At 69.5% G+C, this 25607-nt stretch carries 22 protein-coding genes; 13 read left to right on the forward strand and 9 right to left on the reverse strand.

All coding sequences use genetic code 11. The annotated features are described in order from the left end of the window. Nucleotide 1: 1 nt before the first annotated feature. Genes V8Z80_RS03490 through V8Z80_RS03500 form a run of 3 tightly spaced genes read right to left on the reverse strand, consistent with a single transcriptional unit; the run spans nucleotide 2 to nucleotide 3063 of the window. Nucleotides 2-1009 carry a tripartite tricarboxylate transporter substrate-binding protein gene (locus V8Z80_RS03490; RefSeq protein WP_155195927.1) on the reverse strand — a complete coding sequence of 336 codons (1008 nt, stop codon included), beginning with the start codon at nucleotides 1007-1009 and terminating at the stop codon, nucleotides 2-4. Between the two features lie 59 nt (nucleotides 1010-1068). Continuing rightward, nucleotides 1069-1878: a citryl-CoA lyase gene (locus V8Z80_RS03495; RefSeq protein WP_336061020.1), complete on the reverse strand. Its 810-nt coding sequence runs from the start codon at nucleotides 1876-1878 to the stop codon at nucleotides 1069-1071. Between the two features lie 36 nt (nucleotides 1879-1914). After that, on the reverse strand, nucleotides 1915-3063 hold the full coding sequence (locus V8Z80_RS03500; RefSeq protein ID WP_336061021.1) for a CaiB/BaiF CoA transferase family protein: 1149 nt from the start codon (nucleotides 3061-3063) through the stop codon (nucleotides 1915-1917). Nucleotides 3064-3172: 109 nt separating this feature from the next. Here V8Z80_RS03500 and V8Z80_RS03505 point away from each other — a divergent pair, with 109 nt between their 5' ends. Further along, entirely contained in the window at nucleotides 3173-4099 is a 927-nt protein-coding gene (locus V8Z80_RS03505; protein WP_155195921.1) for a LysR substrate-binding domain-containing protein, read from the forward strand. Here the strand turns inward: V8Z80_RS03505 and V8Z80_RS03510 are convergent. From V8Z80_RS03510 to V8Z80_RS03535, 6 genes are all read right to left on the reverse strand, one after another. Further along, nucleotides 4084-4797, reverse strand: coding sequence for an ABC transporter ATP-binding protein (locus tag V8Z80_RS03510; RefSeq protein ID WP_155195920.1), 714 nt, complete (start codon nucleotides 4795-4797; stop codon nucleotides 4084-4086). The two genes, V8Z80_RS03505 and V8Z80_RS03510, sit on opposite strands and share 16 nt — an antisense overlap. Next, a complete protein-coding gene (locus tag V8Z80_RS03515; RefSeq protein ID WP_336061022.1) occupies nucleotides 4794-5561 on the reverse strand; it encodes an ABC transporter ATP-binding protein in 768 nt (255 codons plus the stop codon). The genes V8Z80_RS03510 and V8Z80_RS03515 overlap by 4 nt, the downstream gene beginning before the upstream one ends. Further along, nucleotides 5558-6505: a branched-chain amino acid ABC transporter permease gene (locus tag V8Z80_RS03520; protein ID WP_336061023.1), complete on the reverse strand. Its 948-nt coding sequence runs from the start codon at nucleotides 6503-6505 to the stop codon at nucleotides 5558-5560. The genes V8Z80_RS03515 and V8Z80_RS03520 overlap by 4 nt, the downstream gene beginning before the upstream one ends. Next, nucleotides 6505-7428 carry a branched-chain amino acid ABC transporter permease gene (locus tag V8Z80_RS03525; protein WP_336061024.1) on the reverse strand — a complete coding sequence of 308 codons (924 nt, stop codon included), beginning with the start codon at nucleotides 7426-7428 and terminating at the stop codon, nucleotides 6505-6507. Before V8Z80_RS03525 ends, V8Z80_RS03520 begins: the two co-directional genes overlap by 1 nt. A gap of 76 nt (nucleotides 7429-7504) precedes the next feature. Next, nucleotides 7505-8668 carry an ABC transporter substrate-binding protein gene (locus V8Z80_RS03530; RefSeq protein ID WP_155195914.1) on the reverse strand — a complete coding sequence of 388 codons (1164 nt, stop codon included), beginning with the start codon at nucleotides 8666-8668 and terminating at the stop codon, nucleotides 7505-7507. Nucleotides 8669-8787: 119 nt separating this feature from the next. After that, nucleotides 8788-10221 carry an aminotransferase-like domain-containing protein gene (locus V8Z80_RS03535; RefSeq protein WP_336061025.1) on the reverse strand — a complete coding sequence of 478 codons (1434 nt, stop codon included), beginning with the start codon at nucleotides 10219-10221 and terminating at the stop codon, nucleotides 8788-8790. A 192-nt stretch (nucleotides 10222-10413) separates the two neighbouring features. Here V8Z80_RS03535 and V8Z80_RS03540 point away from each other — a divergent pair, with 192 nt between their 5' ends. From V8Z80_RS03540 to V8Z80_RS03595, 12 genes are all read left to right on the forward strand, one after another. Continuing rightward, nucleotides 10414-11739: an aspartate aminotransferase family protein gene (locus tag V8Z80_RS03540; RefSeq protein ID WP_336061026.1), complete on the forward strand. Its 1326-nt coding sequence runs from the start codon at nucleotides 10414-10416 to the stop codon at nucleotides 11737-11739. Between the two features lie 2 nt (nucleotides 11740-11741). Then, nucleotides 11742-13235, forward strand: coding sequence for a CoA-acylating methylmalonate-semialdehyde dehydrogenase (locus V8Z80_RS03545; protein ID WP_155195910.1), 1494 nt, complete (start codon nucleotides 11742-11744; stop codon nucleotides 13233-13235). Continuing rightward, complete coding sequence (locus V8Z80_RS03550; protein ID WP_336061027.1) at nucleotides 13232-14548, forward strand: NAD(P)/FAD-dependent oxidoreductase; 1317 nt, start codon at nucleotides 13232-13234, stop codon at nucleotides 14546-14548. The genes V8Z80_RS03545 and V8Z80_RS03550 overlap by 4 nt, the downstream gene beginning before the upstream one ends. A 264-nt stretch (nucleotides 14549-14812) precedes the next feature. Further along, nucleotides 14813-15940 (forward strand): C4-dicarboxylate TRAP transporter substrate-binding protein, encoded by a 1128-nt coding sequence (locus V8Z80_RS03555; RefSeq protein WP_155195908.1) that lies wholly within the window; start codon nucleotides 14813-14815, stop codon nucleotides 15938-15940. A gap of 100 nt (nucleotides 15941-16040) precedes the next feature. Further along, nucleotides 16041-18059, forward strand: a complete 2019-nt coding sequence (locus tag V8Z80_RS03560) for a hydantoinase/oxoprolinase family protein (RefSeq protein ID WP_336061028.1) — start codon at nucleotides 16041-16043, stop codon at nucleotides 18057-18059. A 1-nt stretch (nucleotide 18060) separates the two neighbouring features. Continuing rightward, entirely contained in the window at nucleotides 18061-19755 is a 1695-nt protein-coding gene (locus tag V8Z80_RS03565) for a hydantoinase B/oxoprolinase family protein (RefSeq protein ID WP_336061029.1), read from the forward strand. 61 nt (nucleotides 19756-19816) lie between these two features. After that, nucleotides 19817-20353 (forward strand): TRAP transporter small permease, encoded by a 537-nt coding sequence (locus V8Z80_RS03570; protein WP_155195902.1) that lies wholly within the window; start codon nucleotides 19817-19819, stop codon nucleotides 20351-20353. A gap of 10 nt (nucleotides 20354-20363) precedes the next feature. Further along, nucleotides 20364-21671: a TRAP transporter large permease gene (locus tag V8Z80_RS03575; RefSeq protein ID WP_336061030.1), complete on the forward strand. Its 1308-nt coding sequence runs from the start codon at nucleotides 20364-20366 to the stop codon at nucleotides 21669-21671. Nucleotides 21672-21699: 28 nt separating this feature from the next. Beyond that, nucleotides 21700-22353 (forward strand): helix-turn-helix domain-containing protein, encoded by a 654-nt coding sequence (locus V8Z80_RS03580; RefSeq protein WP_155197425.1) that lies wholly within the window; start codon nucleotides 21700-21702, stop codon nucleotides 22351-22353. Nucleotides 22354-22429: 76 nt separating this feature from the next. Next, nucleotides 22430-23656, forward strand: coding sequence for a bifunctional glutamate N-acetyltransferase/amino-acid acetyltransferase ArgJ (gene argJ / locus V8Z80_RS03585; protein WP_336061031.1), 1227 nt, complete (start codon nucleotides 22430-22432; stop codon nucleotides 23654-23656). Between the two features lie 51 nt (nucleotides 23657-23707). After that, nucleotides 23708-24583, forward strand: a complete 876-nt coding sequence (locus tag V8Z80_RS03590; protein ID WP_336061032.1) for an ATP-binding protein — start codon at nucleotides 23708-23710, stop codon at nucleotides 24581-24583. After that, nucleotides 24576-25538, forward strand: a complete 963-nt coding sequence (locus V8Z80_RS03595) for a Nudix family hydrolase (protein ID WP_155194615.1) — start codon at nucleotides 24576-24578, stop codon at nucleotides 25536-25538. Before V8Z80_RS03590 ends, V8Z80_RS03595 begins: the two co-directional genes overlap by 8 nt. The last annotated feature ends 69 nt before the right edge of the window (nucleotides 25539-25607 follow it).

Consider the following 25607-nt stretch of genomic DNA (forward strand, 5'->3'; position numbering starts at 1 on the left):
CTCAGTTGACCTGCGCGCCGGACCTGGCCACCAGTTCGGACCACTTGGCGATCTCGGCCTGGTTAAAGCGCGCGACATCGCGCGTGGCCTCGTCGCCGGGCTCCACGCCTTGCTGCAGAAGGCGCCGGCGGATCTGCTCGTCCGCCAGCGTGGCGGCCGCCGCCTCGCGCAGCGCGGCCAGGACGGGCTCGGGGGTGGCGCGCGGCGCATACAGCATGAACCAGGCCACCAGGTCGAAATCGCTGCCGGTCTGCTCGGCGATGGAGGGCAGCTCGGGCGCGGCAACGCTGCGGCGCGCGCTGGAGACGCCCAGGGCGCGCATCTTGCCCGCCTGCACGTGCGGCATGACGGCGGCCGGATGGTAGAACATGAACTGCACCTGTCCCGACATGACGTCCGACACCGCCATGCCCCCTTCCTTGTAGGGCACGTGCAGCATTTCCCCGCCCAGCCTGGCCTTGAGCAGTTCGCCGGCCAGGTGGCCCGAGGTGCCGCTGCCGGCCGAGGCGAAGGCCACGCCCTGCTTGCTAGCCGCGGCCCGGGCCAGTTCCTCCAGCGACGTGATGGCCGATTGCCCGCCGACCACCAGGATGGTGGGCGTCTGGCCCACGAAGGCCACCGGCGCGAAATCGGCCATCGGGTCATAGCCGGGGTTGCGGTACAGCGCCTGGTTGATGGCATGGGTGCCCACCGTTCCCATTACCAGCGTATAGCCGTCGGCGGGCGCGCGCGCCACCAGGGCCGTGCCGATGGTGCCGCCTCCTCCGGCGCGGTTCTCGACGATCACCGTCTGGCCCAGGGCCTGGCCCATGCGTTCGGCGACGATGCGCGAGATGGTGTCGGTGGTCGTGCCCGGCCCGAAAGGCACGATCATCCTCACCGGACGCTCCGGGAAATCGGCAGCCGGCGCCCCGGCGGCTTGCGCGCCCAGCGCGGCAAGGCCCAGGCTGGCGGCCAGCGCCAAGCGGCGCAGGGTGACGGTCAGGCGTGAAGGGGTATCGCGGTGCATGGATGTCTCCTCAAAGTTTCTGGTTCTTGTCTTGTGTTCCGGCGCCGGGCGCCGGCCGGTCAATGGCCGGGGGCCGGCTCGAAACCCTCGGGCAGCTCGCCGTCGTAACGCACCGAACGGCTGGCCTGGTAGGACAGGGCAAAGCCGATCGAGGACTGCAGTTCCTCGCTCAAGTGCGCGATCAGGCCGGCGGTGCGCGCCAGGATAGGCACGCCCTTGAGCGCCTGCAGCGGAAAGCCGATGCCCAGCAGCACGGCCGGGATCGCCGCCGAGACGTTCAGCCGCAGGTCCTTGCCCAGCGCCGGGGCAATGGCGCGCTCGAGCGCCTCGGCGATGCGCACGTAGCGCAGGTCGATGCCCTGCTCCGCGGCCACCTCGAACAGCCTGGCCACCCGTGGATCACGGGCCTTGTGCTGGGGATGGCCATAGCCCGGGATCGCGCGCCCGGCCGCCACGTACTCGCCCAGCACCGCGGCCGCGGCCGCGTCCAGGTCCTGCCCGGCCGCGCGCGCCTGGACCTGATGGAACAGCTGCCCGGCGTTCTCCGAGGCGCCCAGGATCACCGAGCCGCAGCCCAGGATGCCGGCCGCCACCGCGCCTTGCAGCACTTCCGGCGAAGCCGCCAGCGTCATGCGGCTGGCTTGCACGCTGGGCACCAGGCCATGCTCTGCAATCGCCACCAGCGTGGCATCGAGCACCGCCACGGCGGCCGGCGAAGCCCGCCGGCCGGTCAGCAGGAAGTGAAAGTATTCGGTGAAGGACAGGTGTCCGATCAGGTCGCGGCACAGGTCCGCGCCGCGCACCACGATGGTGTCGGCGTTGGATGTGCAGATGGCGGTATGCGGTTGCGTGGCTTTGCCGATCTTCATCGGGCAGGTCTCCTCGGTGGTGTCTGGCGGGCGGGCTTAGCGCGCGGGGCGGCGCGCGGCCACGGCAGCCCGGATCTCGTCGTTGTGCTCGCCCAGTTCCGGGGGCGGGCGCACGCTGGTGGCACGCTGGCCGTCGAAGCTCAGCGGCGAGCGCACGGTGCGCCAGCGGCCGCGGCGCGGGTGCTCGCCCTCGACTTCGAGCTGCAGGTGGCGCGCCTGCGGGTCCTGCAGCGCCTCGCTGGCGTCGTACATGGGCGCGTGCGGCACGTCCTGCGCCTGCAGGCGTTCGCACCAGTCCGGGCGGGTGCGCCGCGAAAACGCCTCGCCCAGCAGGCCGATCAGCGCCTCCTGGTTGTCGATGCGGCCCTCGCGGCTGGCAAAGCGCGGATCGTCCAGCAGGCCCGGCTGCTCGATGGCCCGCGCCAGCCCGAGCCAGAACTTCTCGGGCGAGGACATGTGCAGCGCGATCCACTTGCCGTCGGCGCACCGCAGCACGTACGACTGCGAAACGCTGGGCCGGCTGTAGGGGCCCATGATCTCGCCTTCGGACAGATAGTGGGTGAAGGCGTCCAGGTTGAAATGGCACATGGCCTCGAGCATGGAAACCTCCACGCAGCGGCCCTGCCCGGTGCGGGCGCGCTCGACCAGCGCGCCCAGGATGCCGTAGGCGGCATAAAAGCCGGTCAGCGCATCGGCGATGGCCGGCCCCACCACGCGCGGGTTCTCGGGATTGACAAGCAGGTTCAGAAAACCGCTGGCCGCCTGCGCCACGGTGTCGTAGGCCGGCCGCCCGGCCGCCGGCCCGCTCTGGCCGAAGCCGCTGATGGCGCAATACACCAGGCGCGGGTTGAGCTCGCGCAGGCGCTGGGCGCCGGCGCCCAGCCGCTGGGCCGCGCCGGGCCGGAAATTCTGGATGTAGACGTCGGCATCGCGCACCAGCGCATCGAAGACCTCGGCGTCGGCCGGATCCTTGGTGTTCAGTTCGATGCTGCGCTTGTTGCGGTTGTAGGTCTGGTAGTGCGGGCTGTACAGGCCGCCCTTGAAGGCGCGGAACGGATCGCCCGTGCCCGGCTGCTCGATCTTGATGACGTCGGCGCCCAGATCGGCCAGCAGCACGCCGGCGGCCGGCCCCGTGATGAAGGTGCCTTGCTCGATGACGGTGATTCCCTCCAGCACTTTGGCCATCCCTGCCTCCTTGTTCTGATGCGGACGTAAGCCTAGTGCCTCGCGGTCAAAGACGGAAATGATAAATTTCTCAAAAAACCATCGATGTCATCGATTATTGGAGGCATGCATGGAGACGCGCCACCTGCGCTACTTCCTTGCCCTGGCGGGCTCGCTGAACTTCACGCGCGCGGCCGAACGGGTGCACGTGACGCAATCGACGCTGTCGCACCAGATCCGGCAAATGGAAGAGGCGCTGGGCCAGCCGCTGTTCGAGCGGGTCGGCAAGCGCGTGCTGATGACCGCCGCCGGGCAGGCGCTGCTGCCCTATGCGCGCCGCGCGCTGCAGGAGATCGACCAGGGCCTGGCCGAGCTCAAGCAGGGCCGCCAGGCGCTGACTGGCGAAGTCCGGATAGGCGCCACGCATACCTTCAACCAGGACTTCATCCCGCAGTGCGTGGCGGGCTTCCTGCAGCAGCATCCCACCGTGCGGGTCACCATCGAGGAGCTGGCCGCGGACGCCATCGCCCAAGGGCTGCAGGGCGGCACGCTGGACTTCGGCGTGGCCTACCGGCCCGAGACGCCCGGCGACCTGGTCTTCGAGCCGCTGCTGCACGAAGAGCTGATGCTGGCGGTGGGCGCGCACCATCCCCTGGCGCGCCGCCGGCGCCTGCGCATGGTCGAACTGCACCGCGAGCCGCTGGTGCTCCTGCCGGCCAGCTTTGCCACGCGCAGGATGCTGGACGAGTGCTTTCGCGCTGCCGGGGCCGAGCCGCTGGTCGTGGCCGAAATGAATACCGTGGCGGCCATGGCCGCGCTGGCGCTGCGCGCGCCCATCGGGGCCATCGTGGCGCCCAGCGCCGTGCGGTCGCAGGCCGGGCTCAAGCTGGTCCCGCTGGAGAACCCCACTCCCCTGCGCACGCCGGGGCTGCTGTTCAAGGCCTCGCGCGAGCGGACCCGGCCGGCCATCGCGTTCGCGGCGCTGCTGCGCCGCCTGGCCGTGCCGGCGATCGCGCGCCGCGGCGCACGGCCCGGGCGCGCTCAGACCCCCAGGTAGCGCGACCACAGGCCGCGGTCGGCGGCCAGTTCGCCGGAGCTGCCCTGCCAGGCGGTCCGGCCGCGCTCCAGGATGACGTGGCGGTCGGCCAGCGCCACCAGCCGCTCGACGTACTTGTCCACCACCAGGATGGTCTGGCCCTGGGCGCGCAAGGCCGCCAGGCATTGCCAGATCTCCTCGCGCACCTTGGGCGCCAGGCCTTCGGTGGCCTCGTCCAGGATCAGCAGCCTGGGGTTGGTGACCAGGGCCCGGCCGATGGCCAGCATCTGCTGCTCGCCGCCCGAGAGCTGGCAGCCCAGGTGGCGCGAGCGCTCGGCCAGGCGCGGGAACAGCGCGAAAACACGCCCGGGCGTCCAGGGTTCGCCGGCCTGCGGATTGCGGCGGGCCGCAAAGGCCGTCAGGTGCTCGCGCACGGTCAGGTTGGGGAAGCACTGCCGGCCCTCGGGCACCACCGCCATGCCGGCCCGGGCGATGCGGTCGGCGGACCAGCCGCCGATGTCGCGCCCGGCGAACCAGACGTGCCCGCGTGCCGGCGGCAGCACGCCCAGCAGGGTGCGCAGCAAGGTGGTCTTGCCCATGCCGTTGCGGCCCAGCAGCGCCAGCACCTCGCCGCCGCGCACGTCCAGGTCCACGCCGAACAGTACCTGCCCGGCGCCGTAGCCGGCCTCGATGCCGCGCGCCTGCAGCAGCGTCGTCATGCCAAGGCCCCCGTCTCGCCCAGGTAGGCCTGCTGCACCTGCGGGTCGGCCCGTATCTGGTCCGGCGTGCCGGTGGCGACGATGCGCCCGGACACCAGCACCGAAATGCGGTCGGCCAGGCTGAAGACCGCCTGCATGTCGTGTTCGACCAGCAGCATGCCCATGCGCGGGCGCATGGCCGAGATCAGCGCGGTCAGCCGCACGGTTTCTTCCGGGCCCATGCCGGCCATGGGCTCGTCCAGCAGCAGCACGCGCGGCCGGCTGGCCAGCGCCAGGGCGAACTCGAGCTTGCGCTGCTCGCCGTGCGGCAAGGTCTGGGCGGGCCGCTCCATCAGGCCGGCATCGAGCTCGCATTCGCGCGCCAGGCTGTCGGCGGCCTGGCGCAGGCCCTGGTCGGCCGCGCGCCGGCGCAGCACGCCGGCGCGCCCGGGCCGGCTTGCCTGCAAGGCCAGCATCAGGTTCTCGCGCACCGAAAGGCCGTGGAAAAGATTGCTGATCTGGAACGAGCGCGACAGCCCGGCGGCCACGCGCGCGGCCTGCCCGCGGCCGCTCAGGTCGCGCCCCATCAGGCGCAGCCGTCCGGCATCGGGCGCCAGCTGCCCCGAGAGCAGGTGGATCAGCGTGGACTTGCCCGCGCCGTTCGGTCCGATCAGCGCGTGGATCTCGCCGGGCATGACCGTCAGGCTGACGTGGTCGGTGGCCAGCAGCGCCCCGAAACGGCGCACCAGACCCTCGGCCTGCAGCAAGGGAGCCGGCCCGTTCATCGCGTCTCTCCGGCCTGCCTGCGGCGCCACGGCACGGGCAGCGCCGCCACGCCTTGCGGCGCCCACAGCACCACGGCCAGCAGCAGCAGGCCCAGCGGCAGGTGCCAATAATCGGTCCATTGGCGCAGGAACTCTTCGAGCGTCAGGATGATGGCCGCGCCGGCCACCCCGCCATAGCGCAGGCCGATGCCGCCCACGATCACCATGATCAGCAGGTTGGCCGATTGCGTCCAGTGCATCAGCCCCGGCGAGACGAACAGGTTGTGGTTGGCCAGCATACCGCCGGCCAGCCCCGCCAGGCAGCCCGACAGTACAAAGGCGGCCAGCTTCAAGCGATAGACCGGATAGCCCAGCGCCAGCATGCGCGATTCGTTGACGCGGATGCCGCGCAGCGCGGCGCCGTAGTGCGAATCGACCAGCCGGCCATGCGCCAGCATGCACAGCGCGAACACGGCAAGCACCACGTAGTAGAAAGTGGTGTCCTGGCCCAGGTCCAGGCCGAACAGCTGCGCCGGGGCATACAGGTTCAGGCCGTCCTCGCCGCCGTATTGGCGCAGCGAGATGAACACGTAGTAGAGCATCTGCGCAAAAGCCAGCGTGATCATGATGAAGTAGACCCCGTGGGTGCGCAGCGAGATGGCCCCGATCAGCAGCGCCAGCAGCCCCGCCAGCGCCGCGGCCGCGGGCCAGGCCAGCGCGGCCTGCGAAACGCCCGCCTGCGCCAGGATGCCGACCGCATAGGCGCCGGCGCCGAAGAAAGCGGCATGGCCCAGCGCCACCATGCCGCCATAGCCCAGGATGAAGTTCAGGCTGACGGCGGCCAGCGCGTAGATGAGCACGCGGCGCACGAAGGAGACGTAGAACTCCCAGCCGGCCAGCGGCGCCAGCAGCGGAAAAGCCGCCAATGCCAGCAGCGCGAGCAGCGGGAACCATGGGCGCCGCATCAGCGCCCCCTGGCCGGGAACAGGCCCGCCGGACGCAGCACCAGCACCGCCGCCATCAGCACGTAGATGGACACCGCCGCCAGGGTGGGCCCGACGCTGGCGGCGACGGAAGGCGAGAAGAGCTCGCGCAGCAGCGTGGGCAGGAAGGCCCGCCCGGCCGTATCGACCATGCCGACCAGCAGCGCGCCGACAAAGGCGCCGCGCACCGAACCGATGCCGCCGATGACGATGCACACCAGCACCAGGATGAGGATCTCCTCACCCATGCCGGCCTGCACCGCCGTCACCGGGCCCAGCAGCGCGCCGGCCAGCGCCGAGAGCATGGCGCCCAGCACGAATACGCCGGCAAACAGCACGGGCACGCGCACGCCCATCAGCATGGCCATCTGGCGGTTGGACGCACCGGCCCGCACCAGCACGCCGGCGCGCGTATGCGAGACGAACCCGTACAGGCCCAGCGCCAGCAGCAGCCCGACGGCGATGATGAGCAGCCGGTAGGCCGGATACATCAGGTCGGGCAGCAGGCGCACCGGCCCGGACAGGGCGGCGGGCAGGCTGTACATCATGGAGGCCGGCCCCCATATCATCTTGATCAGGTCGTTGGCGATCAGCACCACGGCGAAGGTCGCCAGCACCTGCGCCAGGTGGTCGCGGCCATAGAGCCGGCGCATCAGCAGCTTTTCGAGCACCAGCCCGGCCAGGCCCGCCACCAGCGCGGCCATCGCCACGGCCGCCAGGAACGAGCCCGAGCGCTGCATGGTCTCGGCGGCCACGTAGGCGCCGGCCATGTAGAGCGAACCATGCGCCAGGTTCAGCACGTCCATGATGCCGAACACCAGCGTCAGGCCCGCGGCGATCAGAAACAGCATCAGGCCGAACTGCAGGCCGTTGAGGAACTGCTCGAACAGCAGGGTGGCGCTCACCGGACTGCCCTCCTGCCGCCGCGCGGCATCCTCGCCGGGACGGGAAACGCCGCCGGCGCGCCGGCGGCCAGGCGCGTCACAGCTTGCATAATCCCGCGTACACGTCCTGGTAGGTCTCGTAGACCTTGCCCACCAGCTTGTTGGTGATGCGGCCCTGCTCGTCCTTGACCACCTCGCGCACGTAGTAATCCTGGATCGGATAGTTGTTGTTGCCGTAGCGGAAAGGCCCGCGCACCGATTCGAAATCGGCTTGCTTGAGCGCCGCGCGCACGGCCTCGCGGTCGCGGGCGCCGCCGGCCTGGCGCACCGCCGCGTCCATGGCCATGATGGCGTCGTAGGCCTGGGCGGCGTACATCGAGGGATTGCGCCCGCCGTATTCGGCGCGGAAAGCCTCGACAAAACGCCGGTTGGCCGGCACGTCCAGGTCGTGCGCCCACTGCGAGGTGTTGAGCATGCCGACCATGGGATCGCCCACGGCCTGGATCACGTCCTCGTCGGCCGAAAAGCCCGGGCCGATGAGCGTGATCGACTGGTTCAGCCCGGCGGCCACGAACTGCTTGACGAAGTTGATGCCCATGCCGCCGGGCAGGAAGATGTAGACCGCGTCGGGCGCGGCCGCGCGGATCTGCGCCAGCTCGGCGGCATAGTCGATCTGGCCCAGGCGGGTATAGAGCTCCTGCGCCACGGGCGCCTCGTAGCCTTGCTTGAAGCCGGTCAGCGCGTCCTTGCCGGCCGGGTAGTCCGGGGCGATGATGAAGGGCTTCTTGTGGCCGCGGTCGGCCGCCACCTTGCCGGCGGCCGAGTGGATGGCGTCGTTCTGGTAGGCCAGGCCGAACCAGTAGGCATTGCACTGCGCGCCGGCCAGCTGGCTGGGGCCCGGGTTGTTGGACAGGAACGGCACCTTGGCCGCGAACAGCGCCGGCCCCACGGCCAGCGCCACGTTCGAGCCGATCGGGCCGGTGAAGAAATCGATGCGCTCGCGCTGCAGATAGCGGTTGACCAGCTGGCGCGCCTGGTCGGGGCTGCCGCCCATGTCGGTCTGCAGGAACTGGGCTGGCTGCCCGCCCAGCTTGCCGCCCAGCTGCTTGATGGCGAGGTTGAAGCCGTCGCGGGCCTCGGCGCCCAGCGCCGAGAACGGGCCGGACAGGTCGTTGGCGATGCCGACCTTGATCGTGTCCTGCGCGGCCGCGCACAAGGGCAGCAGCAAGGCAAGGACGGCAGCAGGCTTGATGAAACGCATGGTCTTTCCGCTCCCTTGGGGACAATTCTTGTAAAGGCGTGGCCGCGCGGGCCCGCTGCGCGCGGGCCCCTGGCCGGCGCAACACACGCGCGGCACAGTACCCGACATTGCCGCCGGACTCAAGCCGCCGGCGCGCCCCCGCCGCCCCGGCACGCGCCTTCCAGGAAGCGCCAGAGCGCGGGCGCCTCGGTATAGGCGACGTTAAAACGCAGCCAGTCCACGTCGCGCTCCTGGGCATCGAAGTAGGAGCCGGGCGCCAGCCAGATGCCGTCGCGCAGCGCCGCCTCGGCCAGCCGGTTGGCGCCCTGCCCGGCCGGACCGGGGGCCCGGGCCCACAGGAACAGGCCGGCCTGCGGCTGGGCCAGCACTTGCATGCCCAGCGCCTGCATGCGCGCGGCCGCCTGGCCGTGGGCCAGCATCAGCCGCTCGCGCACCCGCTCGGTGTGGGCGCGGTACTGGCCTTCGCGCACCACGTGGTGCACCAGCCGCTCGATCACCTCCGAGGAAGTCAGCCCCACCGCCATCTTGGTGCGCACCAGGTCGCGCACCAGGTCGCGCTGCGCCGCCACGTAGCCCACCCGCATGGACGGGCTGATGCTCTTGGAATAGCCGCCCACGTAGATAACGCGGTTGCCGCCGTCCAGCGCGGCCAGCGCCGGCGCGGGGCCGGACAGCAAGGGCCGCGAGATGTCGTCCTCGACCACCCACAGGCGATGGTGCTCGGCCAGCTGCAGCAGCCGGAAGGCCTGGGCCATGCCCAGCGTCGTGCCGGTGGGATTGTGCAGCACCGTGTTGACGAACAGCGCGCGCGGGCGGCTGTCCTGGGCGGCCTGCGCCAGCGCGGCCAGGTCTACGCCCTGCGCGCCGCGCGGCACGGCGACGATGCGCATGCCGGCCAGGCGCAGCATCTGCAGCAGATTGGTATAGCAGGGCGATTCGACCAGCACCGCGTCGCCGGGCTTGAGCAGCGTGCGCACCACCAGGTCCAGGCCCTGCGTGGCCCCCTGGGTCATCAGCACCTGGTCGGGCTCGACCTGCATGCCCAGTTCGGCCAAGGCGCCGGCCACCTGCTCGCGCAGCGGCGCATAGCCATAGGGATGGCCGTAGCCGCCGACCTGCACCGCCGGCACGCGCGACTGGTGCCGCAAGGCCTGGTGCAGGCCGGTTTCGTTGACCCACTCGGGCGGCAGCCAGCCGCAGCCGGCCTTGATGGGGATGGAGTGGTCGGCGAAGATGTCCGACAGCAGCCAGCCCGCGCCCAGCTGCGGCGGCTGCCACGATTGCGGCACGCCGCGCCCGGGTGGCCGCCCGCGCGCGGCCACCCGGTAGCCCGAGCCGCGGCGCGCGTCCAGCCAGCCCTGGGCCACCAGCCGGCCGTAGGCGCTGGCCACCGTGAAGGTGCTGATGCCGTAGGCCCGCGCGAACTCGCGCACCGAGGGCAGGGCCATGCCCGGGCCCAGGGCGTGGCTCTCGATGGCGCGCACGACCGCATCCACCGCCTGCTCGACCAGGGTGGGCGCGCCGGCATCGCGGCGGGGCTGGAATTCGATCATGGTTGCCTGTACAGCAATGGCCAGGCGGCCTATACAGTTTGGGAAATATCCACAAATTGTATATTCCCGGCCGACAGTACCCGCCGCAGAATGGCCGTTCGCGCGTAAATCCCTCCGGAGCGCCGGCGCCCCCTCGCGCGCCCGCCGCCCCGGTCCGACCATGGCGCCATCGAACGCCAAGGAGACCTTCCGATGAATGCCCCCGTCAAGCTGCCGGACCTGTCGCATCTGTGGATGCCGTTCACGGCCAACAAACAATTCAAGGCCCAGCCCCGCCTGCTGGCCAGCGCCAAAGGCATGTACTACACGTCCGTAGACGGCCGCCAGATCCTGGACGGCACGGCCGGCCTGTGGTGCGTGAACGCCGGCCACGGCCGCGAGGAAATCGTGCAGGCCATCGCCCGCCAGGCCGCCCACCTGGACTACGCCCCGGGCTTTCAGCTCGGCCATCCCGACGCCTTCGACGCGGCCGGCGCGGTGGCCGGGCTGATGCCCGAGGGCCTGGACCGCATCTTCTTCACCAATTCGGGCTCCGAGTCGGTCGACACCGCCCTGAAGATCGCCCTGGCCTACCACCGCGCCCGCGGCGAAGGCCAGCGCACCCGCCTGATCGGCCGCGAGCGGGGCTACCACGGCGTGGGCTTTGGCGGCATCTCGGTCGGCGGCATCTCGCCCAACCGCAAGGCCTTCTCCGGCGCGCTGCTGCCGGCCGTGGACCACCTGCCGCACACCCACAACCTGGAGCACAACGCCTATACCCGCGGGCAGCCGCAATGGGGCGCGCACCTGGCCGACGAACTGGAGCGCCTGGTCGCCCTGCACGATCCCTCGACCATCGCCGCGGTCATCGTCGAGCCCATGGCCGGCTCGACCGGCGTGCTGATCCCGCCCAAGGGCTACCTGGAGAAACTGCGCGAGATCACCCGGCGCCACGGCATCCTGCTGATCTTCGACGAGGTCATCACCGCTTTCGGCCGCCTGGGCGGGGCCACCGCCAGCGAAGTGCTGGGCGTCACGCCCGACCTGATCACCATGGCCAAGGGCGTGAGCAACGCCGCCGTGCCGGCCGGGGCCGTGGCGGTGCGCCGCGAGGTGCACGACGCCGTGGTGGGCGCCACCGGGGCGGGCATCGAGTTCTTCCACGGCTACACCTACTCGGCCCACCCGCTGGCCACCGCCGCCATCCTGGCGACCCTGGACATCTACCGGCGCGATGGCCTGTTCGAACGCGCCCGCGGCCTGGCGCCGGCCTTCGAGGAAGCGGCCCACGGCCTGAAGGGTTCGCCCCACGTCATCGACGTGCGCAACCTGGGCCTGGTGGCCGGCATCGAGCTGCAGCCGCGCGAAGGCGCCCCGGGCGCGCGCGCGGCCGAAGTGTTCCAGAAGTGTTTCGACCACGGCCTGATGGTGCGCTATACCGGCGACATCCTGGCGGTCTCGCCGCCCCTGATCGTCGAGCCCGACCAGATCGGGCAGATCTTCTCCACCATCGCCCAGGTCCTCAAGGAAGTGCAATAACCATGAAGCAGATCCCGCATTACATCGACGGCCGGCACGTGCCCGGCGCAAGCAGCCGCCATACCGAATGCTTCAACCCGGCGCTGGGCGAGGTGGCCGCGCAGGTTCCGCTGGCCAACGCCGAAGAGGTCGGCCGCGCCGTGGCCGCCGCCCAGCAGGCTTTCCCCGCCTGGAGCGAGACGCCGCCGCTCAAGCGCGCGCGCATCATGTTCCGCTTCAAGCAGCTGCTGGACGAGCACATCGACGAGCTGGCCGAGATCATCACCCGCGAGCACGGCAAGGTGCTCTCGGATGCGCGCGGCGAGGTCACGCGCGGCATCGAGGTGGTCGAGTTCGCCTGCGGCATCCCCAACCTGCTCAAGGGCCAGTACACCGACCAGATCGGCGGGGGCATCGACAATTGGAGCATGCGCCAGCCGCTGGGCGTGGTGGCGGGCATCACGCCGTTCAATTTCCCGATGATGGTGCCGTGCTGGATGTTCCCGGTGGCCATCGCCTGCGGCAACACCTTCGTGCTCAAGCCTTCCGAGCGCGATCCCTCGGCGGCGGTGCGGCTGGCCGAACTGCTGGCCGAGGCCGGCCTGCCGCCCGGCGTGTTCAACGTGGTGCACGGCGACAAGGGCGCGGTCGATGCGCTGATCGAGCATCCCGACGTGCAAGCCCTGTCCTTCGTGGGCTCCACGCCCATCGCCGAATACATCTACGCCGAGGGCACGCGCCGCGGCAAGCGCGTGCAGGCCCTGGGCGGGGCCAAGAACCACCTGGTGGTCATGCCCGACGCCGACCTGGACCAGGTCGTGGACGCGCTGATCGGCGCGGGCTACGGCTCGGCCGGCGAGCGCTGCATGGCGATCTCGGTAGCGGTGGCCGTGGGCGAGGTGGCCGACGAGCTGGTGGCGCGCCTGGCGCCGCGCGTCCAGGCGCTCAAGGTCATGAACGGCATGGAGCCGGCGGCCGAGATGGGCCCGCTGGTGACCGCGCAGCACCGCAAGAAGGTGCTGGGCTACATCGAGGACGGCATCGCCGCGGGCGCCACGCTGGTGGTCGACGGGCGCGAGCTCACGGTGCCGGGCCACGAAAAGGGCTTTTTCCTGGGCGGCACGCTGTTCGACCATGTGAAGCCGGCCATGAACATCTACCGCGAGGAGATCTTCGGGCCGGTGCTGGCGGTGGTGCGCGTGCCCGACCTGAAAAGCGCGGTCGAGCTGATCAACGCGCACGAGTTCGGCAACGGCGTGGCCTGCTTCACTTCCGACGGCGGCGTGGCCCGCGCCTTCTCGCGCCAGATCAAGGTGGGCATGGTGGGCATCAACGTGCCCATCCCCGTGCCGATGGCCTGGCATTCCTTCGGCGGCTGGAAGCGTTCGCTGTTCGGCGACCACCATGCCTACGGCGAGGAAGGCGTGCGCTTCTACACCCGCTACAAGAGCATCATGCAGCGCTGGCCCGACAGCATCGCCAAGGGCGCGGAGTTCACGATGCCGGTGGCCAAGTGAACACCCAGGCCGGCCCGCTGCGCCTGGAAGGCGAACGCGAGATCCTGTCGCATTCGCTGTGGCTGGCAACAGCCCGGCCAGCCGCGCCCTGGCCAGCCCTGGCGGGCGAGGCGGCCTGCGACGTGGCCATCGTGGGCGGCGGCTACACCGGCCTTTCCGCGGCGCTTCACCTGGCCGAGCGTGGCATCAGCGCCACGGTGCTGGAATCGCGCTCCATCGGCTGGGGCGCTTCCGGGCGCAACGGCGGCCAGGTGCTGCCAGGGCTGAAGGAAGACCCCGACGGCCTGGAGAAACTATTTGGCCGCGAGCTGGGCCAGCGGATGACGCGGCTGGCGGGCGGCGCGCCGGATGCGGTTTTTGCGCTGATCGGCAAGCACGGCATCGAATGCGACCCGGTACGGCAGGGCTGGCTGCAGCCGGCACACACGCCCCAGACGCTCGCCCTGTCGGCGCGGCGCGTGGCGCAATGGCAGGCGCGAGGCGCGCCGGTACAGTCCTTGTCGCGCGAGGCCATGGCCGCCAGGCTGGGCACGGACGCCTACCTGGGCGGCATGCTCGACCTGCGCGCCGGTTCGGTGCAGCCGCTGGACTATGCGCGCGGGCTGGCCAGCGCGGCGGCCAGGTTGGGCGCAAGCATCCACGAGCACACGCCTGTGCAGGGCTGGCGCAGGCAGGCAGGCCGCTTCCTGCTGGATACCCCCAATGGCCGGCTGCAGGCCGGGCAGATACTGCTGTGCACCAATGCCTATACCCCGCCCTGGGCCGGTGCGCTGCATCGCAGCGTCGTGCCGGTCTACTCGGTGCAGGTGGCCACCGACCCCCTGCCCGAACCGGTGCGCGAACGCGTCCTGCCCGGCCGCCAGGTGGTGTCGGACATGCGGCGGCTGCTCGTTTACTACCGCTACGATCCCCACGGGCGGCTGCTGATGGGAGGCCGGGGCGCCTATGGCGAAGGCGGCATCCGCCGCCAAATGGCATGGCTGCGCGCGCGCGCGATGCGGCTGTTCGGACACCACCTGGGCAAAGTGGCCTGGCAATACCAGTGGGGCGGATACGTGGCCATGACGCAGGACCACTTCCCCCACGTGCACCGGCTGGAACAAGGCGTGCATGCCGCCCTGGGCTACAACGGCCGGGGCGTGGCCATGGCGACGGAACTGGGCCGCCTGCTGGCGCAAGCCGCCGCCGGCGCCCACCCGGACGAAATGGACTTCCCCTTCAGCGAGATACGTACCCTGCCTCTGTTTGCCTTGCACCGGCCCATGGTCGGGCTGGCCATTGCCTGGAACGGACTGCTGGACCGGCTCGAATAGACGGCTCGGCCTGGCGCCGGCCGCCTTGCGCGCGGCCTTGATGCAGGCAAATCGACCCCCGGGCATCGACTGGCCCCGATGCCGGGGGTCGTTTCCTTAAGGGGGCAAGCCATTTCTTGCCGAGCCAGCTACTTTTAACCTCTTCCATAAAAAACCGATTGGATTTATCATCCAATTGAAATTGCTTGCTTCTTATTTCACAACGAGGATGCCGGCAGCATCACGGGCCGGACGTCCTCTCCTAATAGCCAAGGGGAAGAAGTCATGCGCACCAAACCGTGGTTCCCGGCCCTCGTTCTGGCCTCCGTCCTCGCCTCCCAGCCGGTGTCGGCCACGACCCAGCTCAATGCCAGCATCTGGTTCCCGGATACCCAGCCCCTGACCCGGGTAGGCTATCTGCAATGGGCCAAGAAGGTCGACGAGGCTTCAGGCGGCGATCTCAAGATCAACGTTTTCACAGGCACCTCGCTGCTGCCGGTCAACGCCCACCTGAGCGGACTGCGCGACGGCATCGCGCACATCACATACCACGCCGGCACGTATACGCCATCGGACCTGCCCGAGGACAACGTGCTGGCCATCCTGGGCATCGCGCTGGACGACCCTATCGTCACCACTTTCGCGGTCGCCGACTTCTACATGAACGACCCGGCCATGCAGGCCCTGTGGAAACGCCACCGCATCGTGTTCCTTGGCGCCTATGCCAGCGTGGCCTACAACCTCATCTGCCGCTCGGAAGTCACCGACATCGCCAGCATCAAGGGCAAGCGGCTGCGCACGCCCGGTCCTATCCATGCCGATTGGGCCCGCTCGGTGGGCGCCACCCCGGTCAACGTGCCGTCCAGCGAAATGTTCACCGGCCTGGACAAGGGACAAATCGATTGCGTGGTCATGGGCGCCAACGAACTGAAGACCCGCTCGCTCTGGGACGTGGCCAAGTTCGTCAACACCGCCAATCTCGGCCCGTACTTCTCGGGCTGGCAATGGGCGATGAACGGGGCGGCATGGGCCAAGCTCAGCGACGAACAGCGGCGGGTACTGCTCGATACCATCGCCGACGCGACCGTGGAAACCGAAATCGCCTATATGCAGGCCGGCGTCGAGGCGCTGCAGGAAGCGCCCGCGCACAAGGTCAAGGTATCCGAACCGGCCGAGGACCTGAAGCAATCGCTGACCGCCTTCGCGGCACAGGCCAGGGAGACCGCGATCAAGGAAGGACAGTCGCGTTTCCGGATCAGCGATCCCGAGGGATTGGTCTCGCGCTTCGAGGCCACGCTGCAAAAGTGGGAGACGCTGCTCGAGGGCGTGGACCGCACGGATGCGCCGGCGCTCAAGAAGATCCTGCGCGAGAACCTCTACGACCGGATAGACGCGGCCACCTACGGCCGCTGACTTCTTCCCCGGCGGCGGCGCGCCTGCCGGGTCCCTCTTTCGTTCGGCAGACCTGCGCGTCTGCGGCTTTCATTCGGCCTCATCCTGGAAGACGGCAATCATGCGTATAGGCGTAGAAGTAGGCGGCACGTTCACCGACCTGGTGGCAATCGACGACAGCGGCATTCGCGTGCTCAAGGTACCCAGCACGCCCCAGAACCCCGACGAAGGCGCGTTCAACGCCTTGCTGGCCAGCGAAATCCCGCTCGAGACGGTGCAGGACCTGGCCCATGGCTCCACCGTGGCGACCAACGCCGTACTCGAACGCAAGGGTTTCTTGACGGCTTTCGTGACTACCGAGGGTTTTCGCGACGTGCTGGCGCTGCAGCGCCATGGCCGTTCGAACATCTACGACCTGAAGTACCGCAAACCCGAGCCGGTCGTGCGGCGCAGCGACAGCTTCGAGGTAAGCGAACGCATCCTGGGCGACGGCACGATACTCACCCCGCTGGACATGGACCGCGTCCAGGCCAGCCTGATCCCGGCGTTGCGCGATGGCAGCTACCAGGCTGTCGCCATCTGCCTGTTGAATGCCTATGTCAATCCCGAGCACGAACGGCGCTTGCGCGACTGCATCGCCCGGCACCTGCCTGACCTGAACATCACCCTGTCGTCGGACATCACGCGCGAGTTCCGGGAGTACGAGCGCGCCTCCACCACGACACTGTCGGCCTACGTGCAGCCGGTGATGGACCGATACATCTCGCGCTTCGAGCAGCGACTGGCCGAGGCCGGCTTCAAGGGGCGATTCAGCGTGATGCAGTCCAATGGCGGCAAGCTGCCCGCCAGCGCCATGCGCGCCAACGCCGTCACCGCGCTGCTTTCGGGACCGGCCGCCGGGGTCATGGGCGCAGCCCGCCAGGCTGCGCGATCCGGCTACGAGAACCTGATTACCCTGGATATCGGCGGCACCTCCACCGACGTCTGCGTAGTGATCGGCGGCAAGCCGCAATTGACCAACGAGTTCACGATCGACGGGCTGCCGGTGCGCATCCCCCTGCTCGATATCAACACCGTGGGCGCGGGCGGCGGCAGCATCATCTGGGTGGACGACGGCGGCATGCTGCGCGTGGGGCCGGAGTCGGCCGGCGCCTCGCCAGGGCCCGCATGCTACGCCAGGGGAGGCACGCGCCCCACCATCACCGACGCGCACGTGGTGCGCGGCTCCATCCTGCCCGAGGCATTCCTGGGCGGCCGCATGCAGATCGATCCGGCACTGGCCCGCCAGGCGCTGCAGCCCATCGCCGAGCGGTTCGGCATGAGCCTGGAAGAAGCCGCCGACAGCGCCATCCAGCTGGCCAACGCCAACATCGTACGGGCCATCCAGGTGATCTCCACCCAGCGCGGCCACGACCCGCGCGAAAGCGTGATGGTGCCCTACGGCGGCGCAGGGCCTTTGCATGCCGCGCAGGTCGCACGCGACCTGGGCATCCAGACCATTTCGGTGCCGCCCAACTCGGGCGTGATCTCGGCCTATGGCCTGCTGGCCAGCGACTTCATACAGTTCGAGAGCCTGACGCGCCGCGCGCGGCTGGACGACAAGGCGCCCCAGGTCGTGCGCGAGGTATTCGCGGAAATGCGCGAGCGCGCCTTCGCGCGCGCCCGGGACATGCAGCTGGGCGACGCCTTGCACCTGAACTTCGTGGCGGACATGCGCTTCGTGGGACAGGCCTTCGAGGTGCCGGTGGAGCTGCCCCATGAGCAGCTTGGGTCGTTGACCACGGAACAGTTGCGCGAGCTGTTCGGCGCCATGCACCAGAAGCTGTTCTTTTTTGGCGCGCACAGCGACAAGCCTATCGAAATCGTCTCGTTCCGGCTCGGCCTGACCGCACCGCTCAAGGAACTGCCGGTACTGGCCGAGCCGCAGGGCGGTTCCGTGGCCGAACGCGAGATAGACCTCTACGACGGCCGGGCCTGGCACAAGGCCCGCCTGCTCAGCCGGTCCGCCATGCGGCCGGGAATGACCGTTCCGGGGCCGGCCCTGCTGGACGACCCGACCTCCACGCTGCTGGTGCCGCAGGGCTGGAGCGCCCGCCGCGACGCCGCCGACAACATCATCCTGACCATGCAGGAGCAATGACATGCGCACTTCTCTTGATGTCTCCCCACGGCCCGGCCTGGATCCTGTCGACTACGCGGTGATCAGCCAGGGACTGATCGCCGCTGCCCGGGAGATGGGCGTCAAGCTGATCCGATCGGCCTATTCGACCATCATCCGCGAGGCCGCGGACGCTTCGGCGGCGCTGTTCGACCGCCACGGCAACGTAGTGGCCCAGGCCGAACTGATCCCCATGCAGCTGGGCCCGATGTCGGAGATCTTTCGCGCCTGCGCCGCCCGGCATCCGGTCGACAAGCTGGCCGAAGGAGACTTCTATATCACCAACGACCCCTATTCCGGCGGCCAGCACCTGCAGGACGTGTTCATCTATTCGCCCATTTTCTTCGAGGGCCAGCTGGTGGGGTTTGCCGGCACGGTCGCGCACCACCTGGACCTGGGCGGCGGCAATCCCGGCCTGACTACCGAAGCGGTCGACCTGCATGCCGAAGGCTTCGTATTTCCCCCGTCCTGCTACAACTACCGCCGCGACTGGGAAGACGACGGACCGCTCAAGCGGCTGCTGGCGGCCAACATCCGCGTGCCGGCCCAGACCATCGGCGACTTCGATGCGCAATTCGCGGCCAACGTGGTGGGCGGCGAACGCATCCGCCAACTTTGCCAGAAGTATGGCGCGGCAACCATCGCACAGGCGATGGCCCAGCTCATCGACTATTCGGAAACCCGGTTTCGCGCCGCGCTGGCCGCCCTGCCCGACGGCGTCTACCACGGCGAGGACGCCATAGACGACGACGGCATCACGGACGCGCCGCTGGTGGTCAAGGCCAAGGTCACCGTGGACGGCGACACCATCGGCATCGATTTCGACGGCACCTGCCCGCAGGTTACCCGCAACCTTAATTGCCCGTTCTCGTCCACCATCTCGGCGGCCCTTACCGCCGTGAAATCGGCGCTGACCAGTCCCGATATCCCCTTTAACGAAGGCCTGAAGAAGCCGGTGAACATTACCGCGCCGCGCGGCTGCCTGCTCAATCCGGAATATCCGGCGCCGGTACGCGCCCGCATGGAAGCCGGCTATCGCGCTTTCAACGCCGTACTGAAGGCGCTGGCGCAGGTCGCGCCGCAGCAGATCATCGCCGGCGGAAACGACGCCACCCTGGTGACTTCCATCTCGCACCAGGACAAGGGCAAGTACAAGGTCTACCTGGAAGTCTATGGCGGCGGCTTTGGCGCCGCGACCGATACGGACGGCTGCGATGCGGTGGATTCGCCGCTGTCGAACTGCACCAACACCCCGGTGGAAGCCACGGACATGGATTTCAGCCACTTTCGCATCACCGGCTATGCGCTGCTGCCGGACTCCTGCGGCCATGGCCGCCAGCGGGGAGGGCTGGGCTTCATGCGCCGCTTCGAAATCCTGGCCGACGACGTGAACTTCGCCATCTACGCCGACCGCTTCCGCATCGCCCCTTACGGGCTTTTCGGGGGCACGCAGGGGCGTTGCGGCCGGGCCGAAGTGCTGCGCAAGGGCGAAATCATCCCTATTCGCAGCAAGGACGGCATGACGCTCATGAAAGGGGACGTGCTGACGATCTATACGGCGGGCGGCGGTGGCTACGGCCCCGCCTCGGAACGCTCGCCGCAAGCCGTGCTGGAAGACGTGCGCCAGGGCTATGTCACGCCCGAAACGGCTCGCCGCATGTACGGCGCAGCGGTATGAAACCTGCCCGCGCCGGCGCTGCGCGGCGCGGGCCCCGATTCGCGTAACGGAGGGAACCGCCATGCGCGCCTTCGAGTCCTTTACCCGTTGGCTGGCCAACGGCCTGGCCCTGATCGCCGCCGCCGCGCTGCTGCTGATGATGCTGCAAACCGCCGCGGACGTATTCATGAACAACGCGATGGGCCGGCCGATCGAGGGCAACCTGGAGATCATCTCGGTCTACCACATGGTGCTGGTGGTATTCCTGCCGCTGGCCATGGTCGAGCTGCGCCACGAACACATCAACGCCGACCTGCTGGTACGCACCTTTGCACCGGCGCTGCAGCGCGCCGTGTATGTGTTCGGCGCGCTGGTCAGCATGGCATTTTTCGGCGCGCTGGCCTGGCAGACCTGGCAGGATGCCGTGGCCGCCTGGCGCATCGACGAGGTGATGATGGGCTCGATCTACGTACCCATCTGGCCGGCCAAGTTCGCGCTGCCGCTGGGCTTTGCGGCAATCACGCTGGCAACGCTCCTGCACATGCTGCAGGCGCTGCGCGACCCCGATTTCAGCCCGACACCGGCCGACCCCTCGATCGACGGCCCGCCCCCGGCCTGAGGAGCCCGACATGGACAATGTGACCATCGGCTTCATCGGCCTGGCCGCCGCCCTGGCGCTGGTGGCGCTGCGCGTGCAAATCGGCGTGGCGCTGGGCGCGGCTTCCTTCGTGGGCATCGCCTGCATCCTCAACCTGCAGGCGGCCTGGGGGATCGTCACCGCCGTTCCCTTCAATTTCGTCGGGGATTGGAACCTGACCGCCATCCCCATGTTCCTGCTGATGGGGTACATCGCCAGCGGCAGCGGCCTGACCTCGGGCCTGTTTCGCGCCATGCGCATATTCCTGTCGCGGCTGCCCGGCGGCTTGGCCGTAGCCAGCGTGGGCGCCTGCGGCATGCTCTCGTCGGCGGCGGGCTCCAGCGTCGCAGTCTCGGCGGCCTTCGCCCGGATCGCGACGCCCGAGATGCTTCGCTATCGCTACGATCCTGGACTGGCCGCCGGCGTCATCGCCTCGGCCGGGACACTGGGCTCGATGATCCCGCCCAGCGTGCTCATGCTCCTGTATGCCTACGTAGCGGAAATCTCGGTGGCCAAGGTCTTCATGGCCGGTTTTCTTCCCGGGCTGCTCTCGGCGCTGGTGTTCGTGGCGATGATCATCATCCGCGTCAAGCTCAAGCCTTCGCTTGCGCCGCCGGTGACCGAGCACTTCAGCCGGGCGGAAAAGATCGCGGCCGCCAAGGAGATCTGGCCCCTGCCGGTGCTGATCGTCGGCGTGCTGGCCGGCATCTTCGTGGGGCTGTTCACCCCTACCGAGGCCGGGGCCGTCGGCGCCCTGCTGTCGATGCTGCTGGCGCTGTCGCGCCGCAGCATGAGCTGGGCAGTGATGAAGAAATCGGTCTTCCTGACCCTGAGCGGAACGGCCGGCATCTTCATGGTGGTGATCGGCACCGTCCTGCTCGGCCGCTTCATGGCCTTGAGCGGCGTGCCGGGCGCGATCTCGTCGTGGTTCATGGAGCTGGGCACGAGCCAGCTGGGCGTCATCCTCGCCGTGGCCCTGCTGTATCTGGTGCTGGGCTGCTTCCTGGACTCCATCGGCCTGCTGCTGCTGACCCTGCCCATCGTGCTGCCCCTGGCGCGGGAAACCGGCATCGACCTGATCTACTTCGGCATTATCCTGATCAAGCTGCTCGAACTGGGCCTGGTGACTCCGCCCGTGGGATTGAACGTCTATGTCACCAAGAGCGCGCTGGGCAACCTGGTTCCGCTGCCGACCATCTTTCGCGGCGTGGGGTGGTTCATTGCAGCCGACCTGTTCACCCTGTCCCTGCTGATCGCCTTTCCCTGGATAGCGCTTGCCTTGCCGGGCATGATGGAATAATACGATGCCACCCGGACCGCTTACCCCCATGGGAAAAAACCCCGCCTCGACCTCAGCCCCACGCTCCAAGACCGCGGCGCGCAAGCCCGCCGCCGCCGCCCCGGCCCCCGCCGCGCCGCTGCACGAGGGCATAGGCCAGAAACTGCGCCAGCGCCGCAAGGTAAGGCAATTCTCGCTAAGCGAGGTGGCAGCGCGGGCCAACATTTCCATCGGCCTGCTCAGCCAGATCGAACGGGGCCTGTCCGCTCCGTCCCTGCGCTCGCTGCGCCAGATCTGCCAGGCCCTGGAAATGCCGCTGGGCTGGCTGTTCGAGTCGGAGGATCCCCAGCGGGCCGGCGAGGAGCAAGTGGTGGTGCGCAAGCCACGCCGCCGGCGCATGGTGCTGGGCGCGGCGGGCATGACCAAGGAGATCCTGTCGCCCGACACCGTGCCGCAGCTGCAGCTCATGCGCATGATCATCCATCCGGAAGGCCGCTCGGGGGACAGCCCGAACCAGCATGCCACCGGCGCCAAGACCGGGACGGTGCTGGCCGGGCGGCTGGGCCTGGAAATCGACGGCCGGCGCTACCTGCTGGACCAAGGCGACTCCTTCGCGTTCCACGCCACGTCGCAGTACCGCTTCTGGTGCGAAGGCGACGTGGATTGCGACGTACTGTGGGCGGTGACGCCGGCGCTCTACTGAGCCGCGCAGGCGCAGGGCCGGCCGGCTGGCTGGCTATAATCGCCAGCTTCGGTTTTCTCCCATACAAAGGCCCAGCATGGCGGTCAATCTGAGCATCCCCCCCGAATCCGAAGTCCTTGCCGTGGCCGGCGTCGAGATCGGCGTGGCCGAAGCGGGCGTGCGCAAGGCCAACCGGCGCGACCTGACCGTGTTCAGGCTGGCCGAGGGCAGCACGGTGGCCGGCGTCTTCACGCGCAACCGCTTTCGCGCCGCGCCCGTGCAGGTCTGCCTGGAACACCTGGCCGCCGGCGCGCCCATCCGCGCGCTGGTGGTCAACACCGGCAACGCCAACGCCGGCACCGGCGCCCAGGGCCTGGCCGATGCGCGCGCGGTGTGCGCGGCGCTGGCCCGGCTGATGGGCCTGCAGGACGGGCAGGTGCTGCCTTTTTCCACCGGCGTCATCATGGAGCCGCTGCCCGTGGACCGCATCGCCGCCGGCCTGCCTGCCGCGCTGGAGAACCTGTCGCCCGATAACTGGGTGCAGGCCGCGCACGGCATCATGACGACCGACACCCTGCCCAAGATCCACTCGGCGCGCGTGGCGACCGGCGGCAAGACCGTCACGGTCACCGGCGTGAGCAAGGGCGCGGGCATGATCCGCCCGAACATGGCCACCATGCTGGGCTACCTGGCCACCGACGCCGGCATCGCCCAGCCGCTGCTGGCCGAACTGGCGCACGAACTGGCCGACGTGTCGTTCAACCGCATCACCGTCGACGGCGACACCTCCACCAACGATTCGTTCGTGCTCATCGCCACCGGCCAAAGCGGCGTGGCGATCGACAGCCGCTCGCATCCGGACTTTCCCGCCGTGCGCGAGGCGCTTGCCCGCGCGGCCACCGACCTGGCGCAAAAGATCGTGCGCGATGCCGAAGGCGCGACCAAGTTCATCACCATCCGCGTGCAAGAAGCCGGCAGCACCGAGGAAGCCCTGAAGGTGGCCTATGCGGTGGCGCACTCGCCGCTGGTCAAGACCGCCTTCTATGCCTCGGATCCCAACCTGGGCCGCATCCTGGCGGCGGTGGGCTATGCCGGCATCGAGGACCTGGACACCGCCGGCATCCGCCTGTGGCTGGACGACGTGCTGGTGGCCGAGGGCGGCGGGCGCAATCCCGCCTACCGCGAAGAGGACGGCCAGCGCGTGATGAAGCAGGCGGAGATCCTCGTGCGCATCGCGCTGGGCCGCGGCCAGGCGTGCGACACCGTCTACACCTGCGACTTCTCGCACGACTACGTCAGCATCAACGCCGACTACCGTTCCTGAACCCCGGCCGGGCCGCGACCGCCGCGGCCCGGCGCTTGCGCCCGACCTGCCGTGACCGACTCCACCTCCCCCGACATCAAGGCCCTCATCGCCCAGGCCTCGCGCGTGCTCGCGCAGCTCGAAGCCTGGCTGCCGCCCGCCCCGCCCCGGATCGACTGGAGCGCCCATGCCTACCGCTGGCGCCGGCGCGGCTCGCGCGGCTGGCTGGACGCGGTGGGGCACGTGGCCAGCATCAACCTGGACGACCTGCAGCACATCGAGCGGCAAAAAGAGATCATCGAGCGCAACACCCTGCACTTCCTGCACGGCAAGCCGGCCAACAACGTGCTGATGACCGGCGCGCGCGGCACCGGCAAGAGCTCGCTGGTCAAGGCCATGCTGGCCGCGCACGGCAAGGACGGCCTGCGCCTGATCGAGGTCGACAAGGCGGACCTGGGCGACCTGCCCGAGATCGTCGAGCTGGTGGCCGGCCGCCCCGAGCGCTACCTGGTGTTCTGCGACGACCTGTCCTTCGAGGAAGGCGAGGCCGGCTACAAGGCGCTCAAGTCGGTGCTGGACGGCTCGGTGGCCTCGGCCGGCGAGAACGTGCTGATCTACGCCACGTCCAACCGCCGCCACCTCATGCCCGAATACATGAGCGAGAACCTGCAGGCGCGCCACCAGCCCGATGGCGAGATCCATCCGGGCGAGACCGTCGAGGAGAAGATCTCGCTGTCCGAGCGCTTCGGCCTGTGGCTCTCGTTCTATCCCTTCAAGCAGGACGATTACCTGGACATCGTGCGCTACTGGCTGGGCCAGCTGGGCTGCCCGCCCGAGGCCATCGAGGCCAGCCGCGCCGAGGCGCTGCAATGGGCCCTGGAGCGCGGCTCGCGCTCGGGCCGGGTGGCCAAGCAGTTCGCACGCGACTGGGCGGCGCGCCATGGCTGAGAAGATCGTCGACGTGGCGGTGGGGCTGATCCTGCGCGCCGACGGCCAGCTGCTGCTGGGCGACCGGCCCACCGACAAGTCCTGGCCGGGCTGGTGGGAGCTGCCCGGCGGCAAGATCGAGCCGGGCGAGACCGTCATGCAGGCGCTGGCGCGCGAGCTGGACGAGGAGCTGGGCATCCGCCTGACCGAGGCGCGGCCCTGGGTCACCTACGTGCACGCCTATCCCCACACCACGGTCAAGCTGTCCTTCTGCATCGTCACCGGCTGGGAAAACCAGCCGGTCGGCCGCGAAGGCCAGCAGCTGCGCTGGATCGCGCCGGCCCAGGCGCTGGCCATGGACAACCTGCTGCCGGCGGCCTATCCGCCGCTGCGCTGGCTGCTGCAGCCGGACCGCTACGGCATCACCGGGGTGGGCCAGGCGCAGCAGGCCGCGGCCTGGTTCGAACGGCTCGACCAGGCGCTGGCCCGCGGCCTGAAGCTGGTGCAGTTCCGCGAACCCGGCTGGCCCGGCGGCCCGGCCGACGAAGGCCTGCGCGCGCTGCTGCAGCAGGTGGTGGCGCGCTGCCATGCCCGCGGGGCCGGCGTGCTGCTCAACAGCGTGCATCCGCAGGCCTGGCTGTCCCTGGCCGACGGATTGCACCTGCGGGCGCAGGATGCGGCCCGGCTGGCCGAGCGCCCCGGGCTGCCCGAAGGCGCGTTGCTGGCGGTATCGGCGCACGATGCGGCGGATCTGGAGCACGCACGCCGGCTCAAGGCCGACTTCGCCGTGCTCGGCCCCGTGCTGCCCACCGACTCGCATCCGGAACGGCCCGCGCTGGGCTGGGACCGCTTCGCCCTGCTCAACGAGCAGGCCGGCCTGCCCGTACTGGCCCTGGGCGGCCAGTCCGAGGCCACCTTCGAGACCGCGCGCCGCCATGGCGCGCACGGCATCGCCGGCATCCGCGGGCTGATCTGAACAAAGCCGGCCCGCGCCGGTCCAAGCCCGCGCGCGCCGCCGTGCAACGGGCTGAAATCCCTATTCACC

The organism is Orrella sp. JC864 (assembly GCF_037026685.1).
In the GTDB taxonomy this organism is placed as follows: domain Bacteria; phylum Pseudomonadota; class Gammaproteobacteria; order Burkholderiales; family Burkholderiaceae_B; genus Orrella.